The organism is Streptomyces sp. S465, from assembly GCF_026898115.1.
GTDB classification, from domain to species: domain Bacteria; phylum Actinomycetota; class Actinomycetes; order Streptomycetales; family Streptomycetaceae; genus Streptomyces; species Streptomyces luomodiensis.
Window position 1 is genome coordinate 8,165,467 of sequence record NZ_CP114036.1, and the last position, 18,254, is coordinate 8,183,720.

The 18,254-nt window shown below is 70.5% G+C and carries 14 protein-coding genes; 5 read left to right on the forward strand and 9 right to left on the reverse strand.

From position 1 onward, the window contains the following. Window positions 1-158 precede the first annotated feature (158 nt). Entirely contained in the window at window positions 159-1,439 is a 1,281-nt protein-coding gene (locus tag N6H00_RS34565) for a glucarate dehydratase family protein (RefSeq protein ID WP_443073130.1), read from the forward strand. Between the two features lie 320 nt (window positions 1,440-1,759). After that, entirely contained in the window at window positions 1,760-3,562 is a 1,803-nt protein-coding gene (locus tag N6H00_RS34570) for a glycoside hydrolase family 9 protein (RefSeq protein WP_268977234.1), read from the forward strand. An 86-nt stretch (window positions 3,563-3,648) separates the two neighbouring features. Here N6H00_RS34570 and argG read toward each other — a convergent pair whose 3' ends face one another. The 8 genes from argG to N6H00_RS34610 form a co-directional block, all read right to left on the reverse strand. Then, on the reverse strand, window positions 3,649-5,097 hold the full coding sequence (argG, locus tag N6H00_RS34575) for an argininosuccinate synthase (protein ID WP_268975780.1): 1,449 nt from the start codon (window positions 5,095-5,097) through the stop codon (window positions 3,649-3,651). A gap of 105 nt (window positions 5,098-5,202) precedes the next feature. Continuing rightward, complete coding sequence (locus N6H00_RS34580) at window positions 5,203-7,392, reverse strand: discoidin domain-containing protein (RefSeq protein WP_268975781.1); 2,190 nt, start codon at window positions 7,390-7,392, stop codon at window positions 5,203-5,205. A 53-nt stretch (window positions 7,393-7,445) separates the two neighbouring features. Then, the gene (locus N6H00_RS34585) at window positions 7,446-9,044 is read right to left on the reverse strand and encodes a glycoside hydrolase family 13 protein (protein ID WP_268975782.1); all 1,599 of its coding nucleotides are present in this window, start codon (window positions 9,042-9,044) and stop codon (window positions 7,446-7,448) included. Between the two features lie 30 nt (window positions 9,045-9,074). Continuing rightward, window positions 9,075-9,950 (reverse strand): carbohydrate ABC transporter permease, encoded by an 876-nt coding sequence (locus N6H00_RS34590; protein ID WP_268975783.1) that lies wholly within the window; start codon window positions 9,948-9,950, stop codon window positions 9,075-9,077. Next, the gene (locus tag N6H00_RS34595; protein ID WP_268975785.1) at window positions 9,947-10,903 is read right to left on the reverse strand and encodes a carbohydrate ABC transporter permease; all 957 of its coding nucleotides are present in this window, start codon (window positions 10,901-10,903) and stop codon (window positions 9,947-9,949) included. The genes N6H00_RS34590 and N6H00_RS34595 overlap by 4 nt, the downstream gene beginning before the upstream one ends. A 4-nt stretch (window positions 10,904-10,907) precedes the next feature. Beyond that, window positions 10,908-12,251 (reverse strand): ABC transporter substrate-binding protein, encoded by a 1,344-nt coding sequence (locus N6H00_RS34600; protein WP_268975786.1) that lies wholly within the window; start codon window positions 12,249-12,251, stop codon window positions 10,908-10,910. Between the two features lie 190 nt (window positions 12,252-12,441). Next, a complete protein-coding gene (locus tag N6H00_RS34605; RefSeq protein WP_268975787.1) occupies window positions 12,442-13,443 on the reverse strand; it encodes a LacI family DNA-binding transcriptional regulator in 1,002 nt (333 codons plus the stop codon). A gap of 93 nt (window positions 13,444-13,536) precedes the next feature. After that, window positions 13,537-13,980 carry a hypothetical protein gene (locus tag N6H00_RS34610; RefSeq protein WP_268975788.1) on the reverse strand — a complete coding sequence of 148 codons (444 nt, stop codon included), beginning with the start codon at window positions 13,978-13,980 and terminating at the stop codon, window positions 13,537-13,539. A 459-nt stretch (window positions 13,981-14,439) separates the two neighbouring features. Between N6H00_RS34610 and N6H00_RS34615 the strand changes: the two genes are divergently transcribed. The 3 genes from N6H00_RS34615 to N6H00_RS34625 are packed head-to-tail and all read left to right on the forward strand — an operon-like array spanning window position 14,440 to window position 17,383. After that, on the forward strand, window positions 14,440-15,519 hold the full coding sequence (locus N6H00_RS34615) for an ABC transporter substrate-binding protein (RefSeq protein ID WP_443073131.1): 1,080 nt from the start codon (window positions 14,440-14,442) through the stop codon (window positions 15,517-15,519). Beyond that, complete coding sequence (locus N6H00_RS34620; RefSeq protein ID WP_443073133.1) at window positions 15,516-16,565, forward strand: FecCD family ABC transporter permease; 1,050 nt, start codon at window positions 15,516-15,518, stop codon at window positions 16,563-16,565. Before N6H00_RS34615 ends, N6H00_RS34620 begins: the two co-directional genes overlap by 4 nt. Next, window positions 16,562-17,383: an ABC transporter ATP-binding protein gene (locus N6H00_RS34625; protein WP_268975790.1), complete on the forward strand. Its 822-nt coding sequence runs from the start codon at window positions 16,562-16,564 to the stop codon at window positions 17,381-17,383. Before N6H00_RS34620 ends, N6H00_RS34625 begins: the two co-directional genes overlap by 4 nt. Here the strand turns inward: N6H00_RS34625 and N6H00_RS34630 are convergent. After that, on the reverse strand, window positions 17,368-18,234 hold the full coding sequence (locus tag N6H00_RS34630; protein ID WP_268975791.1) for a LysR family transcriptional regulator: 867 nt from the start codon (window positions 18,232-18,234) through the stop codon (window positions 17,368-17,370). The genes N6H00_RS34625 and N6H00_RS34630 overlap by 16 nt on opposite strands. Between the last annotated feature and the right edge of the window lie 20 nt (window positions 18,235-18,254).

Sequence of the window (18,254 nt, forward strand, 5' to 3'; positions counted from 1 at the left end):
CGCTCATTACTAGACTTTCCCTATCGGAGTACTAGGGAAAATACCCCACCCGGCGGACCGTGACGATGGACGGCGCAAGACGAGGAAGAACGCGGCGATGAGGGCGAACTCCTTGGGTAGAGTTCATACACCTGCCATTTGTTCAGCTACATGAATGGATGTCGATGTTTGACGGAGCGCCCCTGCGCATCACGGATGTCACCATCACCCCTGTCGCCTTCCGCGACCCGGCCCTGCTCAACTCCGTCGGCGTCCACGAGCCCTTCGCGCTCCGCTCGATCCTGCAGATCCACACCGACGCGGGGCTGACCGGCCTCGGTGAGACCTACGCGGACGAGCTCCACCTGGAGCGCCTGACGGCCGTCGGGCACGAGATCGTCGGGCTGGACGCCTTCGCCACCGAGGAGCTGCACCAGCGCGTCAAGCGGGTCATCGACCGGGTGGGCGGTTCCGGGGGCTCCGGGCTCACCGGCATGATCACCACCAGCAGCACCGTCGACCGCGTCGCCTCCCCGTTCGAGGTCGCGCTCCTGGACCTCCAGGGCAAGGCCGTCGGGCGCCCGGTCTGCGATCTGCTCGGCGGCGCTGTGCGCTCCACGGTCCCGTTCAGCGCGTACCTCTTCTACAAGTGGGCCGCCCACCCCGGCCAGGAGCCGGACTCCTGGGGCGAGGCCCTCGACCCCGACGCCCTCGTGGCCCAGGCCCGGCGGATGGTGGACGAGTACGGCTTCACCGCGATCAAGCTGAAGGGCGGCGTCAGGCCCCCGGAGGAGGAGATCGAGGCCATCCGGGCGCTGCGCCGCGCCTTCCCCGGCCATCCGCTGCGCCTGGACCCCAACGCCGTCTGGACGACCGGGACGTCGGTGAAGGTGGGGCGCGCGCTCGAAGGGGTGCTGGAGTACCTGGAGGACCCCACCCCCGGGATCGACGGCATGGCCGCGGTCGCCCGTGAGGTCCCCATGCCGCTGGCCACCAACATGTGTGTGGTCGCCTTCGACGAGTTGGCCCCCGCGGTCGCCGCCGACGCCGTCCAGGTCGTCCTCTCCGACCACCACTACTGGGGCGGACTGCGCCGTTCCAAGCTGCTCTCCGGTATCTGCGAGACCTTCGGCATGGGCCTGTCCATGCACTCGAACTCGCATCTGGGGATCAGCCTGGCCGCGATGACCCACCTGGCCGCGGCCACCCCGAACCTCACCTACGCCTGCGACACCCACTGGCCCTGGAAGACCGAGGACGTGATCGTGGACGGCGCGCTGAGGTTCGTGGACGGTGGGGTGCCCGTGCCGAGCGCCCCCGGCCTCGGGGTGGAGCTCGACCCCGACGCCCTGGCGCGCCTGCATGAGCAGTACCTCCACTGCGGACAGCGCAACCGCGACGACACCGGGTACATGCGGCGCTTCGACCCGTCCTTCCGGGCGGACCTCGCCCGCTGGTGACCCGCGCCGGTCCCGCCTCCTGGAACACCTCTCTTCCGGAATACCTCGATCGAGGTAGGCCGACATCGGTCACCTGCTGTATCCGGATTTCGGCTAAGCGTACGAAGTCCCAGGCCAGGGCGTTTCCATAGCCTCTGGAGGACGGAAAAGACGCCGAAACCCTCGGAAGTGCTGAAGTCGTGTCTCACGCCGCTCCTCCCGTACGTCCTGCCCCCGACCGGACCGGACCGACCGATCGGGCCGGCCGCCGTCGCCGGCGCACGCTGGCCACCGCGGTCACCGCGGCCATCGCGGCCGGTGCACTGACCGCACCCGCGGCGATGGCCGTGGGCCACCCCGCACGGCACGGCGCCGGGGCGGCCGCCCCGAAGGTCGACACCGGCTCTCCGGTGCGGGTGAACCAGGTCGGCTACCTGACCTACGGCCCCAAGAAGGGCACCGTCGTCACCTCCGCCACCAAGCCCCTGACGTGGACGCTGCGGGCCGCCGACGGCACCGAGCGGGCGCACGGGACCACCACCCCCGCGGGGATCGACCCCAGCTCCCGGCAGCATGTCCAAACCTTCGACTTCTCGGCGGTCACCGAGGCGGGCAAGGGGTACACCGTCACCATCGACGGGACGAAGAGCGAGCCGTTCACCATTGGTGACCACCTCTACGGCTCGCTGCGCGGCGACGCGCTGGCGTACTTCTACCACAACCGCAGCGGCATCAAGATCGACGCGGACCTGGTGGGGCGCGAGTACGCCCGTCCCGCGGGCCACGACAAGGCGGCCCCGCACCGTGGCGACACCGACGTCCCGTGCGTCAAGGGCGTGTGCGACTACCGCCGCAATGTCTCCGGTGGCTGGTACGACGCCGGTGACCAGGGCAAGTACGTCGTCAACGGCGGTATCTCGGTGGCCCAGCTGATGTCCGCGTACGAGCGCACCCGCACCGCCAAGGGCGCCGACGCCGCGCCGCTGGGCGACGGCCGGCTCCGGGTGCCCGAGCGTGGCAACGGCGTCCCGGACATCCTGGACGAGGCCCGCTGGGAGATGGAGTTCCTGCTGCGCATGCAGGTGCCCCAGGGCAAGCCGCTCGCCGGTATGGCGTTCCACAAGGTGCACGACCGGCACTGGACCGGGTTCCCGACCCGGCCGGACCAGGACACGCAACAGCGTGAGCTGCACAAGCCGTCCACCGCGGCCACGCTCAACCTCGCGGCCGCCGCCGCGCAGAGCGCCCGCCTCTTCAAGCCGTACGACCCGGACTTCGCGGCCCGCTGCCTGCACGCGGCCCGGACCGCCTGGGCCGCGGCCACGGCACACCCGAAGATCTTCGCCAGCGACAAGGACTCCACCGGCGGCGGGGCCTACGGTGACCGGAACGTCGGCGACGAGTTCTACTGGGCCGCGGCCGAGCTGTTCATCACCACCGGTGATCACGGCTACGCCAAGGCGGTGCTGGACTCGCCGCTGCACCGGGACCTCGACGCGCTCTTCCCGCGCGGCGGCGGTATGTCCTGGTCGTCCACCGCGGGCCTCGGAGCACTCGACCTGGCCACCGTCCCCAACAAGCTCACCGCCAAGCAGCGCGCGCAGGTGCGCGCGATGGTGACGAAGGCCGCCGACCGCTACGCCGCGGACTCCGCCAAGTCGGCCTACGGCGTTCCGTACGCGCCGAAGGACGGCAAGTACGAGTGGGGCTCCAACAGCCAGGTGCTGAACAACATGGTCGTGCTCGCCACCGCACACGATCTGACGGGCAAGGACCGCTATCTCGACGCGGTGCTCCGCGGCCTGGACTACGTGCTGGGTGAGAACCCGCTCAACCAGTCCTACGTCACCGGCTACGGCGAACGGAACTCGCACAACCAGCACCACCGCTTCTGGGCGCACCAGCGTGACCACCGGCTGCCGCATCCGGCCCCCGGTTCGCTGGCGGGTGGCCCGAACTCCGGACTCCAGGACCCGGTGGCGAAGAAGAAGCTGAAGGGCTGTGCCCCGGCGATGTGCTACACCGACGACCTGATGGCGTTCTCCACCAACGAGATCACCATCAACTGGAACGCGCCGCTGGCCTGGATCGCCTCGTACGTCGACGATCTGGGCAACGGCGCGGCGGCGCGGCCCGTGAGCTGACCCGTCCCGGCCCGTGCCCGGTCATGACGGCGGCGCGGCGCCCCCCCGCTCGGGGGGGCGCCGCGCCGCGTGGCACGAGGGGGGTGTCAGTCCGCGCCGAACTCCATCGCGGCGCTGTCGAGCAGCTGGTCCTGTCCGGACACCTTCCCGTCCGAGGCGATCGCCTCCGAGGCCCCCTGGGGCATCGCGCCGATCAGCCCGGTCGAGGCCGCCTGCGCGGCGCCGATCAGCGCCGGGTGCGCGTTGCCGACCATGCCGAGCCCGGCGTACTGCTCGAGCTTGGCGCGCGAGTCGGCGATGTCCAGGTTGCGCATGGTCAGCTGGCCGATCCGGTCCACCGGCCCGAAGGCGGAGTCCTCGGTCCGCTCCATCGAGAGCTTGTCCGGGTGGTAGCTGAACGCCGGTCCGGAGGTGTCCAGGATGGAGTAGTCCTCACCGCGCCGCAGCCGCAGCGTCACCTCGCCGGTGATCGCGGCACCGACCCAGCGCTGGAGCGACTCGCGCACCATCAGCGCCTGCGGGTCCAGCCAGCGGCCCTCGTACATCAGCCGGCCGAGCCGCCGGCCCTCGGTGTGGTAGGTGGCGAGGGTGTCCTCGTTGTGGATCGCGTTGACCAGCCGCTCGTACGCGGCGTGCAGCAGCGCCATGCCCGGTGCCTCGTAGATGCCCCGGCTCTTGGCCTCGATGACGCGGTTCTCGATCTGGTCCGACATGCCCATGCCGTGCCGGCCGCCGATGGCGTTGGCCTCCAGCACCAGATCGACGGCGGAGGCGAACTCCTTGCCGTTGATCGTCACCGGCCGGCCCTGCTCGAAGCCGATGGTGACGTCCTCGGCCGCTATCTCGACCGCCGGGTCCCAGAACCGCACGCCCATGATCGGCTCGACGATCTCGATGCCGGTGTCGAGGTGCTCCAGCGACTTGGCCTCGTGGGTGGCGCCCCAGATGTTGGCGTCGGTGGAGTACGCCTTCTCGGTGCTGTCCCGGTAGGGCAGGTCGTGGGCGAGCAGCCACTCCGACATCTCCTTGCGGCCGCCGAGCTCGCTCACGAAATCGGCGTCCAGCCACGGCTTGTAGATCCGCAGGGAGGGGTTGGCCAGCAGGCCGTAGCGGTAGAACCGCTCGATGTCATTGCCCTTGAAGGTGGAGCCGTCGCCCCAGATCTGCACGTCGTCCTCGAGCATGGCGCGGACCAGCAGGGTGCCGGTGACCGCCCGCCCGAGCGGGGTGGTGTTGAAGTAGCTGCGGCCACCGGAGCGGATGTGGAACGCCCCGCAGGCCAGGGCCGCGAGCCCTTCCTCCACCAGGGCCGCCCGGCAGTCGACCAGGCGGGCGACCTCCGCGCCGTACGTCGTGGCGCGCCCGGGGACCGAGGCGATGTCGGGCTCGTCGTACTGGCCGATGTCGGCGGTGTAGGTGCAGGGCACCGCGCCCTTGTCGCGCATCCACGCGACCGCTACCGAGGTGTCGAGGCCGCCGGAGAAGGCGATCCCGACGCGTTCGCCGACGGGGAGGGAGGTGAGAACTTTGGACACAGCAGGATTATGCAGTGTCACGCATGATCATGCAAGGCCCCTGGTGACACCCGTGGCCGGCGCCCGTCGGTGGCCGGGGTGACGGGCGCCGGTGCGGGGTGGCGGTCACGCGCCGAGATAGACCTCCACCTCACTGATCTGAGCCGCCGGCCAGCCCGTGTTACCGGTGACGTTGAGCTTCAGATAGCGCACATTGGTGGTGCCGGGCAGATCGACGGTGACCGTGTTGCCGGTCGCCGGGTCGAAGCGGTAGCCCTGGGAACCGACCACCGTCGCGTACGACGAGGCCGAGCCGTCGGTGCTGCCCAGCACGGACAGGGTCTGGGTGCGGGCGCCCCACGCGGACGAGGGCGGCAGCTTCAGCACCACCCGGCGGACGGCCTGGGGGGAGCCGAGGTCCACGGTCAGGGCCTGCGGGAAGGCGTTGTTGGCGGACTCCCAGTAGGTGCCCGCGTCGCCGTCCACCGCCTTGCCGGGGGTGTAGACGTCCGTGGAGCCGGTCGCGGTGGCCGGACGGCCCTTGGCCAGGTTGCGGCCCGGGTCGGGCTCCGGGCTGCCCTTGCCGGGCTCGGGCCAGCTGGAGCAGTCCGACCAGGAGCTGCTCCAGCCGTCGTTGCCGCCCCCGTCGGTGACCTCGAAGGTGCCCGAGCCGGTCGGGAAGGGGCAGTTGTAGACGCCCGCCACGCCCACGCTGGAGGCCGTGACGTCGCTGAACTTCGCCGCCCCCGGCGCCTCGGCCTGCACCACGACCGTTCCGGGGTTGGTCACGGTCGCGCCGGACACGGTGACGTTCTTGACCGCGTTGCCCTTCCCGCCGCCGGAGACGAACTCGAAGGCGCTGTACGGGCTGTCCTTGACGGTGGTGTTGGTGATGTTGACGGTGGCGTCGATCGCGCTGTCGTAGGAATCGACGCGCAGGGCGCCCATCGGGTGGTTCCAGTTGGGGTTCATGGCGCCCGTGCGGACCAGCGTGTTGCCGTCGACCGTGATCGTGCCGGCCAGCGGATGGAAGGGGTCCGCGAACTTCTGGTTGGAGATGGCGATACCGCTGCCCAGGGCGTTGGTGTCGGAGATCAGGTTGTTCTTGACCGTGATGTCCGTACCGCCGTAGATCGCGATGCCGTTGGCGAGGTTCGGCTGCGAGATGGTGTTGTTCTCGAAGCTGCTGTCGGTGTCCGGCGAGTTCAGCGACCACATGGCGAGCGAGTCGTCGCCCTGGTTGCGCAGGAAGTTGTTCCGGACCGTCACGTTCTTGGCGGTGCCGTTGAGGTTGAGGCCGTCGGCGGTGGTGTCCAGGATGCGGTTGTCCTCCACCACGAGGTTGTCGTTGTTGCCCATCAGCCACAGACCGACCTTCACGTGCTGGATCCACATGCCCGACACGCTGGAGTCCGGACCGAGCGAACCGTTGACGAAGTTGTCCGGGTTCGAGTCGACACGCTCGGTGACCTCGCCGATGACCGCGAAGTCCTTGATGTGGACCTTGCCCGAGGAGCTGCTCTGGTCGATGAACCGCGAGGTGTGCACGACGGAGTGCCAGCTGCCGGCGCCCTGGAGGGTGACGTTCTGGACGCCGTTCAGGGAGGAGGTCAGCTTGTAGTCACCCGGCGGGATCCAGACCACTCCGCCCTGGGCGGCGGCGATGGCGTCCCGGAACGCCTGCGTGGAGTCGCCCTGCCCGGTGGGGTCGGCGCCCTTGTCGGTGACCGACACCGACCCGGCCGGCTGGCTCGCGGCCGCGTCGACCTGCTCGAAGTCGGCCACATCCACGGTGACCTGGGTGTTCGCCGCCTCGAAGGCGATCTTGTCACCGGCCTTGACGTTCTGGCCGAGCAGCAGCCGGGCGTTGTCGTAGAAGTGGTGGGTCTTCGACCCCACGATCCAGCTGGTGTCCACGTACGAGTACTTGGAGGTGACCGTGAGGCTCTTGGAGAGCTTGGTGCCGTTGACATAGACGTCGAGCGAGCCCGACTGGCCGTCCGGAACGCTGTAGGCGACGTTCACCGCGTTGGCGTCGCGGGGCGCGGTGAACTCCACGCGCTGACCGGCGGCGAGGCGGACGGCCTGGCGGCCGGACGCCTCGGAGGCCGGCGTGCCCTGGGTGAAGTCCGGGCCGATCTTCGTGCCCGTGGTGGTGGCCGACTCGGCCTCGACCGAGGTGAGGGGGAGCGAGGCCCCCGCCGCCGCGTGCGCGGCGGTGGGGGTCAGGGTGACCAGCATGCCGGCCGCGAGGGCGACGGTCGCCCCGATGGCCGACAAGCGCCTGGCGGATGCCGATGAGGTGGTGCGGTGCATGTGCTGATCCCTTCATCGTGGGGGGTGGGATAGCGGGGTGGGGTGGTGACGGCTCAGCGGAGCAGCCAGGCCGCCGTGTCCCGCGGCAGACGGCCCTGGTCGTCCAGCGGCCCGCTGGTGAGCAGGGTGCGGGAGTGGCCGTCCAGCACGGTGGGGGTGTCGGCCAGGTTGACCACGCAGACCAGGCCGTCCGTACGGGCGAAGGCGAGGACCCCGTCGGGCGCGGGGAGCCAGGTCAGCGGCCCGTCGCCGAAACCGGGGGTGTCACGGCGGATGCGGATCGCCTCGCGGTAGAGGGTGAGCATCGACTCCGGGTCCCGCTCCTGGAGGTCGGCCGCGTACGCCGCCCAGTGCGCGGGCTGCGGCAGCCACGGCTCCCGGTCGGAGCCGAAGCCGGCGTACGGCTCGTGCGCCGCCCACGGCAGCGGCACCCGGCAGCCGTCCCGGCCCGGGTCGGTGCCGCCGGAACGGAAGTGCATCGGGTCCTGGATGCGGTCGCGGGGGATGTCGGCCTCGGGCAGGCCCAGTTCCTCCCCCTGGTAGACGTAGACGGCGCCGGGCAGGGCCAGCGCCAGCAGGGCGGCGGCCCGTGCCCGCCGGGTGCCGAGGGCGAGGTCGGTGGGGGTGCCGAAGACCTTGGTGGCGAAGTCGAAACCGGTGTCCTCGCGGCCGTAGCGGGTCACCGTGCGGGTCACATCGTGGTTGCACAGCACCCAGGTGGCCGGCGCGCCCACGGGAGCGTGTTCGGCGAGCGTCTCGTCGATCGAGGTGCGCAGCCGCCCGGCATCCCAGGGGCAGGCCAGGAAGGAGAAGTTGAACGCGGTGTGCAGCTCGTCGGAGCGCAGATAGCGGGCGAAGCGCTCGGCGTCGGGCAGCCACACCTCGCCGACGAAGACCCCGCCGTACTCGTCGGCCACCCTGCGCCAGGAGCGGTAGACGTCGTGCAGTTCGTCGCGGTCGACGTACGGATGCGGATCGCGGCCCTCGACGAAGTCGGGCAGCCGGGGATCCTTGACCAGGAGGGCGGCCGAGTCGATGCGGACGCCCGCGACCCCCCGCTCGAACCAGAAGCGCAGGATGTCCTCGTGTTCCTGGCGCACCGCCGGGTGGGCCCAGTTGAGGTCGGGCTGCTCGGGGGCGAACAGGTGCAGATACCAGTCGCCGCCGGGCAGCCGGGTCCACGCCGGGCCGCCGAACTCCGACGTCCAGTCGTTGGGCGGCAGCTCACCGTGGTCCCCGCGGCCCGGACGGAAGTGGAACAGCTCGCGCTCGGGCCCGCCGGCGAGCGCGGCCCGCCACCACGGGTGCTGGTCGGAGACGTGGTTCGGCACCACGTCGACGATGGTGCGGATGCCCAGCTCCCGGGCCTCGGCGATGAGCTTCTCCGCCTCGGCCAGGGTGCCGAAGGCCGGGTCGATGGCGCGGTAGTCGGCGACGTCGTAGCCGCCGTCCTTCATGGGGGACTGGTACCAGGGGCTGAACCACAGCGCGTCCACGCCGAGTTCGGCGAGGTACGGCAGCCTGGCACGGACGCCCGCCAGGTCGCCGGTGCCATCGCCGTCCCCGTCGGCGAAGCTGCGCACATACACCTGGTAGATGACGGCGGAGCGCCACCAGTCGTGGGGTGTCCGGGCAGGAGTGGGCTGGGCCACGGTGGGTGCCTTTCTGTCGAGGGGGCGATGTCAGCCCTTCGTGCTGCCCGCGCTGATCCCGGCGATGATGTGCCGCTGGAAGACGAGGAACAGCGCGACCATCGGGATGCTGGCGATGACCATCGCGGCGATGAGCACGGTCAGCTGGATGTTCTGCGACAGCTGGACGAGTGCCACGCTGATCGGCTGCTTGCCGGTGTCGGAGAAGACCATCAGCGGCCACAGGAAGTCCTGCCACACGGCGACCAGCGCGAAGATCGACACGACCCCGAGCACCGGACGCGACATGGGCAGCACGATCGACCACAGGGTGCGCAGCTTTCCGGCGCCGTCGATCTCGGCGGCCTCCAGGACATCGCGCGGCAGCTGGTCGAAGAACCGCTTGAGGAGATAGAGGTTGAAGGCGTTGGCGACGGCCGGCAGCCAGATCGCCAGCGGATCGTTGAGCAGGCTGGTGTGGATCAGCGGCAGGTCGGCGACGGTCAGGTACTTCGGTACGACCAGCGCCTGGGCCGGGACCATCAGCGTGGCCAGGATGCCGCCGAGGATCACCTTGCCGAAGGCGGGCTTCAGCTTGGACAGGGCGTATGCGGCGGCCGTGCAGAAGACCAGCTGGAACACCCAGGCACCGGCCGCCTGGACCACCGTGTTCCACAGGTGCCGCGGCAGCTCCATCAGCTCCCAGGCGTCCTTGTAGCCGCTGAGGTGCCACTGTTCGGGCACCAGGGTGGGCGGGGTCTGCGCCACCTCGTCCGGCGACTTCATCGCACCGGACACCATCCAGTAGACGGGGAAGAGGAAGGCGAGCGCGAACAGCACCACCACGGCGCCGAAGACCGTCCAGTAGACGGCCCGGCCGCGCGGGCGGGCCAGGGCGGTGGGGGAGACGAGGGTCCGGGTGCTCATGCGTCCTCCTCCCCGGAGCGGGTCAGCCGCAGATAGAGGGCGGAGAAGGCGCCGAGCAGCACCAGCAGCATCACGCTCAGCGCACAGGCGCCACCGAAGTCGTTGTACAGGAAGGCGTACTTGTAGATCAGGTAGAGGACGGTGACCGTGGAGTTCTCCGGACCGCCACCAGTGATCACGAAGGGTTCGGTGAAGACCTGCATCGTCGCGATGATCTGGAGCAGCATCAGCATCAGGATGACGAACCGCGTCTGCGGGATGGTGACGTGCCGGATGCGTTGCAGCAGGCCAGCGCCGTCCAGTTCGGCCGCCTCGTACAGCTCACCGGGGATGGATTGCAGCGCCGCCAGATAGATCAGGACCGTGCCGCCCATATTGGCCCAGGTGGCGACGATGACGAGGGACACCAGGGCGGTGTCGGCGCCGTTGGACCAGTTGGAGGTGGGCAGATGGAGAAAGCGGAGCGCCTCGTTGGCCAGCCCGGCGCCCGGGTCGTAGAACCACTTCCACAGCAGGGCGCTGACCACCGGCGGAATCATCACCGGCAGATAGACCACGACCCGGAAGAACGCCTTGGCGTGCCGGAGTTCATTGAGGACCAGGGCCAGCAGGAACGGGATGGCGAAGCCGATGAGGAGGGCGAGGGCGGTGAAGGTGAGGGTGTTCCGCCAGGCCGCGGTGAACTCCGGATCGTGCCAGACGCGGGTGAAGTTGGCGGTGCCCACCCACTCGGGGGAGGAGCCGGGGGTGTACTTCTGGAAGGCGATCACGACCGCGCGGATCGCCGGATACCAGGAGAACAGCGCGAAGCAGACGAGGCCGCCGAGGAGGAAGCCGTAGGCGCGGGCCTGGTCGGCCAGGCGGCGCCGCTTCCGGCCCCCCGCCGGGGGCGGCGCCTGCACCGGGCGTACGGCGATCGCCTCGGCGGGCGGCCGCGCAGCGGTCTTGGTCATGGGGTCAGCCCCTGGCCAGAATGTTGTCGATCTTGTCGGAGGCGTCATCCAGGAGCTTGTCGATGTCGGCGTCCTTCTTGGTCAGGACGGCGGAGACGGCCCCGTCGAGCACGGAGTAGATCTGCTGGGCGTGCGGCGGCTCGATCTTCATCTCCAGCTTCCGGTTGCCGTCGAGGAAGCTCTGGTAGTTGGCGACCGGGACGTTGGCGTTGGCCTTCTTGACCTGCTGGTCCTTGGCGTCGGCGGCGCCGGTGAACAGCCGCGGCTCGGGCAGGCCGACGGGGGCGTCGTTCTTCTTGGCGCGGGCGTAGTCGCCGAGGAAACCCTTGCCGGGGGTAAGGAACATGTGGTCGAGCCACTTCAGGCCGGCCCGGATCTGGGCGGGCGAGTCCTTCTTGTTGAACATGTAGCCGTCGCCGCCGAGGAGCGTGCCCTTGCCACCGGGCATGGGGGCGATGGCGAGGTTCTTGTAGCTGCCGCCGTTCTGCTTCACCAGGATCGGGAGGTTGTCGGGCGCGGCGAGGTACATGCCGAGCTTGCCGGAGCCCATCATCTGCTGGGCGTCGTTGATGATGAGCAGCTGCTTGCTGCCCATCGAGTCGTCCGACCAGCGCATGTCGTGCAGGTTCCGCAGGACGGCGCGCGCCTCGGGGGTGTCGATGGTGGCCTTCTTGCCGTCGGGGCTGACGACGTTCCCGCCCTGTGAGTACAGCTCCGCGGTGAAGTGCCAGCCGCCCTGGTTCTGCGCGCTGTAGTCCGCGTAGCCGACCGTGCCACCGCCCAGCGCGGCGATCTTCTTGGCGGCGGCGCGGACCTCCTTCCAGGTCGTCGGCGGCTTGTCCGGGTCGAGGCCGGCCTTCTCGAAGAGCCGGCGGTTGTAAATCAGGCCCATCGAGTAGCCGGTGCGCGGGATGCCGTAGACCTTGCCGTCGACGGTGTAGATGTCGCGCAGCTGCTTCTGGAGGGTGTGGTAGCTCTTCAGTTCCTTGAGGTACGGGGTGAGATCGGCCGCCTGGTTGATGTCGACGACGTGCTGGGCGTCGGTGAAGTACGTGTAGAAGACGTCCTCCATCTGACCGCCGGCCAGCTTGGCGTCGAACGTCTTCGGGTCCTGGCAGGGGAACGCGTCATGGGTGACGACGTCGATGTCCGGGTTCTGCTTCTCGAAGGAGGCGACGTCCTCCTCGAAGAACCTGCGGTCGACCTTGGCGCTCTTGGGCGGCATGCAGTTGACCGTGATGCGTGTCTTCCCGTTCGCCGAGTCCCCGCCTGACCCGCCGCACGCGGTGAGGGCGAGGGAACAGACACTGAGCGCGATGAGGCTACGGCGGAACCCGGTGCTTCTCATTGGTGGACCCCTCTGGACATGAGCAGGGAAGCCCCACGGCCGTGAGCGGGCGCACACAGCGGTGAGTGCGCCGCAACTCAAGCACCGTCACCATCCGACCGCAAGATGTTGCGCAGAGATTGTAATTATTCAACTCCACTGCGAATTAAGCCGATCGTCTGTCGGTCGGTCCTTTCGGGAGGTCTCGCTCTCACTCCCGCGGAGCCTGTGCGGTGGAGCCGCGGACCACCAGCTCCGGCTCGAACAACAGCTCCTCGGCCGGTACGGGCACGCCGCCGATCTGCGCGTGCAGCAGTTCCACCGCCGCCCTGCCCATGGCCTCGATGGGCTGGCGGACGGTGGTCAGCGGCGGCTCGGTGCAGTTCATGAGCGCGGAGTCGTCGTAGCCGACCACCGAAATCCGCGACGGCACATCCAGCCCCTTGCGGCGCGCCGCTCGTATCGCCCCCAGGGCCAGTGGGTCGCTGGCGCAGATGATGCCGGTGACTCCCCGGTCGATCAGCCGGGACGCCGCGGCGTGGCCGCCTTCGATCGAGAAGATCGCGCGGGCCACGAAGTCGTCCGGCAGATCGCCCGCGATCGCCTGTGCGGCGGCCAGTTTGCGCGCCGACGGCATGTGGTCGGCGGGCCCGAGCACGAGCCCGATCCGCTCGTGGCCGAGGGAGGCCAGATGCCGCCACGACTGTTCCACGGCCACGGCGTCGTCGCAGGAGACGTTCGGGAAACCGAGGTGCGCGATGGCCGCGTTGAGCAGCACCACCGGGATGTTGCGCTGGGCGAGCAGCCGGTAGTGCTCATGCGGCGCGTCGGCCTGCGCGTACAACCCCCCGCCGGCGAACACCACCCCGGAGACCTGCTGTTGCAGCAGCAGGGACACGTAATCGGCCTCGGAGACCCCGCCCTTGGTCTGTGTGCACAGCACCGGAGTCAGTCCGAGCTGCGCCAGTGCCCCGCCGATGACCTCGGCGAACGCCGGGAAGATGGGGTTCTGCAACTCGGGCAGGACCAGCCCCACCAGCCGGGCGCGGTCGCCCCGCAGCTGTGTGGGCCGCTCGTAGCCGAGGACGTCCAGCGCGGACAGGACCGCCTGCCGGGTGGCATCGGAGACACCGGGCTTGTCGTTGAGCACCCGGCTGACCGTGGCCTCGCTGACACCCACCTTTTTCGCCACTTCAGCAAGTCGTCGCGTCATACACGCAAGCGTAGCGCAAAGAATTGCAAGCAGCTTGCGTATCGAGTCGAAGCGGGGACCCGGTCCGGGTGGGTGCCGCCGGGACGGCCGGACTCAGGCGCCGAGCCGGCCACCCGTCAGTCGCGCCAGCGGCCGGCGACGCCGAGCGGCGCGCTGCCGAAGGATCACCACGGTGGCGCCCGCGGCGGCGGCCCCCGCACCGGTGACCACGGTCAGGATCTTCCGCGTCTTGATCGTCATCCAGGCCGTACCAGCCGCCGCGGCCGCCTTCTTGGGCGCCTGAGCCGCCACGCCACGACCGGTGGCCACGGCCTTCCCGGCGGCCACCTGGGCCTTGTCGGCGGCGACGTGAGCGGTCTGCGCCGCGCCCGCCGCCGTGTTCTTCGCCGCGGTCTTCGCTGTGTTCTTCGCCGTGGTTCCGGCCTCGCTCGCGGTGTCCTTGGCCTTCTCCGCCGTCTCCTTGGCCTTGGTGGCGGTGGCCTTCGCGGTCGCGTTGGCGTTCCGGACGGTGGTGTGTGCGTTCTTCTTCTCAGCCATGTTCTCCGCGTTACCACTCGACCCCGCAGCAAACCCGCGGTACCTCGTCGCGGCCCGGGTTCCGGCGGGCCGTGATACGTGCCACTTCGCCCCCTCAGCGGTGCGGCATTCGCCCCATACGGGATGCGATCGCGCCGAGCGCGCCGTAGCGGCCACCGGCCGCGGCGCGCTACCGTCTCGGGAAAACGACGGCGTGACGGAAGCCCGGTGAGAACCCGGCACGGTCGCGCCACTGTGTGTCCGGCGAAGGCCCCGTACGCGGATCGCCGCCGGACGAGTCAGACCCGCCGCCGTCGTATGAGCACCAACGACAGGGACGCGTGTTTCCCCAGGAGGTTCCGCCATGGCCCAGTTCCGCTCCGGCGAGGGCGGCCACGCCCGGCCGCGTGCCGACCGCCATCTGCCCGGCCGCTTGGGCCGCTGACCCGGTCTCATCCCGTATCGGCCGCTTCGGGCCGTATGAGCCCTACCCGCAGAGGAACCCCTGTGCCTTCCGTACGCCCTGCCCGTCTCACCGCCGTTCTGGTGTCCGGCGGTCTGCTGCTGGCCACCGGCTGTGGTGGCGGCCCGTCACCGGCTGGATCGTCATCGTCATCGAAGAACGCCGCCGGATACCCGCGCACGCTGGACAACTGCGGCCAGAAGGTGCGCGTCACCGCCCCGCCGCGGCGGGCGGTGTCGCTGAACCAGGGGTCGACGGAGATCCTGCTCTCCCTCGGCCTCGCCGACCGGATGGCCGGCACCGCCACCTGGACCGACCCGGTGCTGAAGGGCCTGCGGAAAGCCGACGCCACGGTGGAGCGGCTCGCCGACAACATGCCCTCCTTCGAGAAGGTGCTGGACCAGGAGCCGGACTTCGTGTCCGCGTCGTTCGAGTCCACGCTGGGCAAGGGCGGCGTGGCCACCCGCTCGCAGTTCGACACGCTCGGCGTGCCCACCTATGTCTCCCCGGCCGACTGCGCGAAGGACAACAGCGGCGACGGAGACGGAGCGCGCGCCACCCGGCTGGCCATGGACGACATCTACGGCGAGATCCGGGACCTGGCGAGGGTCTTCGGCGTGGCCGAGCGGGGCGAGAAGCTCGTCGGCGAGCTCACGGCCCGGGTGACGTCCGCGACCCGGAACGTGGATGCCTCCGGTGCCACCCTGCTCTACTGGTTCGCCAACTCCGAATCCCCGTACCTGGCGGGGTGCTGCGGCGCGCCGGGCATCATCACCGACGCTGTCGGCGCGAAGAACGCCTTCGACGACACCCACCAGGAATGGCCCCAGATCAACTGGGAGACGGTCGCCGACCGCAACCCCGATGTCCTGGTGCTCGGCGACCTGACCCGCAAGCAGCAATCGGCCGAGACCGCCGCGAAGAAGATCCGGTTCCTGGAGTCCCACCCGGCGACCCGGTCGATGGACGCGGTCCGGCACAAGCGGTATGTGCTGCTCAGCGGGCAGGCCATGAATCCGTCGATCCGTACGGTCGAGGGCATCGAGAAGGTGGCCGCCGCGCTGCACACGTTCGGCCTCGACAGGGGAGACCGGTGAGACCGGTGGGGCAGGCGCGGCGTGGGCACAGGCTGCGGTTCACGGCACTGTGCGGGGCCGGAACCACCGCGTTGCTGGTGTCCGTGGCCCTCGCCATCACGATCGGCCCGGCCGATATCCGCGTCGGCGACGTATGGGCCGTGGTGGGGGCTCATCTGGGCCTGGGCAGCTCGGACCTGACGCCCATCCGGGACGGCATCGTCTGGGAGCTGCGACTGCCGCGGACCCTGCTCGCCGCGGTGTGCGGGGCCGGACTCGCGGTGTGCGGGGCGGTGATGCAGTCACTCCTGCGCAACCCGCTCGCCGACCCCTTCGTACTGGGGGTCTCGTCCGGCGCGTCCACCGGCGCGGTCGCGGTGGTGGTGCTGGGGGCCGGCGGCGGGGCGGTCACCGTGTCGGCGGGGGCGTTCGTGGGCGCGGTGGTCTCGTTCGCGCTGGTCCTGCTGGGCAGTCAGGTGCTGGGCGGGACCACGGACCGGGTGGTGCTGTCCGGGGTCGCCGGGATGCAGTTGTTCTCCGCGCTGACCTCGTTCGTCGTGATGACGGCCGCCGACGCCGAGCAGACCCGTGGCGTGCTGTTCTGGCTGCTGGGATCGCTCGGCAACGTCGGCTGGAGCGAGGTGTGGGTGTGCCTGGCCGTGCTCGCCGTGGCGCTGCTGGTCTGCGCGGCCCACGCCCACGCGCTCGACGCCTTCGCGTTCGGCCAGGACGCGGCGGCCACGCTCGGCGTCCCCGTGGCCCGCACCCGGCTGATCCTGCTGTCCGTCACCGCGCTGCTGACCGCGGCGCTGGTCAGCTCGGCCGGAGCCATCGGCTTCGTCGGGCTGGTGCTCCCGCACGCCACCCGCGCCCTGGTCGGTCCCGGACACGGCCGGCTGCTGCCGGTCACCGCGCTGACCGGTGCGGTGTTCCTGGTCTGGGTCGACACTCTGGCCCGTACCGCACTGGACCCCCAGGAGGTGCCGGTGGGCGTGGTCACCTCGCTGATCGGCGTACCGGCGTTCGTCCTGGTCCTCTACCGCTCCCGGAAGGTGACCACGTCATGACCAGCGGCACGGACCCGGACCCGGACACGGGTCTGCGCGCGGAGCGGGTGACGCGAACCGCGGGCGGCCATCTGATCGTGGACGGTGTCACCGTCACCCCGCCGCCGGGCTCCCTGGTCGGACTCCTCGGCCCCAACGGCTCCGGGAAGTCCACCCTGCTGCGGCTGCTGGCCGGTGTCCTCGCCCCCACCTCGGGCGTCGTCACCCTCGACGGCCACCCCTTGAACGGCCTGCCCCGCAAGGCGATCGCCCGCCGTATCGCCGTCGTCGAGCAGAACGCCGCCACCCAGGCGGAGCTCACCGTGGGCGAGGTGGTACGCCTCGGCCGCGTCCCGCACCGCCGCGCCTGGTCGGCGGTGTCGGCGGCGGACGAGGAAGCCGTGCGCCACGCCCTGGCACGCACCGGGCTCATGGACCGCGCCGACCAGCTGTGGCACACGCTCTCCGGCGGCGAACGCCAGCGTGCCCAGATCGCCCGCGCGCTCGCCCAGGAACCGCGCGAACTGCTGCTGGACGAGCCGACCAACCACCTCGACATCCGCCATCAGCTCGACCTGCTCTCGCTCGTCGCGAGCCTGCCGGTCACCACCGTCATCGCGCTGCACGATCTGAACCTGGCGGCGATGTACTGCGACCGGCTCATCGTGTTGCGGGAGGGCCGCGTCGCGGCCGGCGGCGCCCCACGGGAGGTCCTCACCGAGGACCTGGTCGCGGAGGTGTACGGGGTGCGCGCGGACATCACCCACGACGCCCCCCACGGACGCCCCCACATCCGCTTCCTGGGCGGCCAGGGGTCTTCGGGTCAGCCGTTGCGGTAGAGGGCGGTGAGCAGTTCGACCGCGGTGTGGGTGGCGGGGTGCGGATCGTCCCGCCACCAGGCGAGGCGTACCGCGATCGGCTCGGCGTCGCGGACCGGCCGGTAGGCGATGCCGGGCCTCGGGTACTGGTTGGCGGTGGACTCCGCCGTCATGCCGACCCGGCGGCCCGCGGAGATCACGGTGAGCCAGTCCTCGACGTCGTGGGTCTCCTCCGTGGCCGGCCGGGAGTCGGGCGGCCACAGCTCCGCGGTGGTGGTGCCGGTCCTCCGGTCCACCAGCAGGGTGCGCCCGCTGAGGTCGGCCAGCCGGACCGAGCGGCGCCTGGCGAGGGGGTCGTCGGCGGCCACGGCGCACAGCCGCCGCTCCAGCCCGACGATGGCCGAGTCGAAACGGCGCTCGTCCAGCGGTCTGCGGACGACGGCCAGGTCGCAGGCGCCCTCCGCCAGCCCCGCCGTGGCGGAGTTGACGCGGACCAGGTGCAGTTCCGTCTCGGGATGCGCCTGGGCCCAGCGGCGCTGGAAGGCCGGGGTGTGGCGGCCCAGTGCGGACCAGGCGTAGCCGATCCGCAGATGGGCGCGGCCCGAAGTGGCCTCCCGGACCAGGCCGTCCACCTCGGCCAGGACCCGCCGCGCGTGTCCCACCACGCGCAGCCCGGTGCCCGTCGGGGCCACTTCGCGGGAGGTTCGCCGCAACAGCCGCACTCCCAAGGCGCGTTCGAGCGCGGCCAGGGTGCGGGACACGGCCGCCTGGGAGACACCGAGCGCGATGGCGGCGTCGGTGAAACTGCCCTCGTCGACGATCGCGACCAGGCAGCGCAGCTGCCGAAGCTCCACATCCGTACCAGCGTCCATACGCCCAGCGTATAGACAGG

Excerpts from the sequence above, each read along its gene's own strand:
- N6H00_RS34565 (WP_443073130.1), top strand. The coding sequence starts at position 159 with ATGTCGATGTTTGACGGAGCGCCCCTGCGCATCACGGATGTCACCATC.
- N6H00_RS34570 (WP_268977234.1), top strand. The coding sequence starts at position 1,760 with ATGGCCGTGGGCCACCCCGCACGGCACGGCGCCGGGGCGGCCGCCCCG.
- N6H00_RS34580 (WP_268975781.1), bottom strand. The coding sequence starts at position 7,392 with ATGCACCGCACCACCTCATCGGCATCCGCCAGGCGCTTGTCGGCCATC.
- N6H00_RS34590 (WP_268975783.1), bottom strand. The coding sequence starts at position 9,950 with ATGAGCACCCGGACCCTCGTCTCCCCCACCGCCCTGGCCCGCCCGCGC.
- N6H00_RS34595 (WP_268975785.1), bottom strand. The coding sequence starts at position 10,903 with ATGACCAAGACCGCTGCGCGGCCGCCCGCCGAGGCGATCGCCGTACGC.
- N6H00_RS34600 (WP_268975786.1), bottom strand. The coding sequence starts at position 12,251 with ATGAGAAGCACCGGGTTCCGCCGTAGCCTCATCGCGCTCAGTGTCTGT.
- N6H00_RS34605 (WP_268975787.1), bottom strand. The coding sequence starts at position 13,443 with ATGACGCGACGACTTGCTGAAGTGGCGAAAAAGGTGGGTGTCAGCGAG.
- N6H00_RS34610 (WP_268975788.1), bottom strand. The coding sequence starts at position 13,980 with ATGGCTGAGAAGAAGAACGCACACACCACCGTCCGGAACGCCAACGCG.
- N6H00_RS34615 (WP_443073131.1), top strand. The coding sequence starts at position 14,440 with ATGAGCCCTACCCGCAGAGGAACCCCTGTGCCTTCCGTACGCCCTGCC.
- N6H00_RS34625 (WP_268975790.1), top strand. The coding sequence starts at position 16,562 with ATGACCAGCGGCACGGACCCGGACCCGGACACGGGTCTGCGCGCGGAG.
- N6H00_RS34630 (WP_268975791.1), bottom strand. The coding sequence starts at position 18,234 with ATGGACGCTGGTACGGATGTGGAGCTTCGGCAGCTGCGCTGCCTGGTC.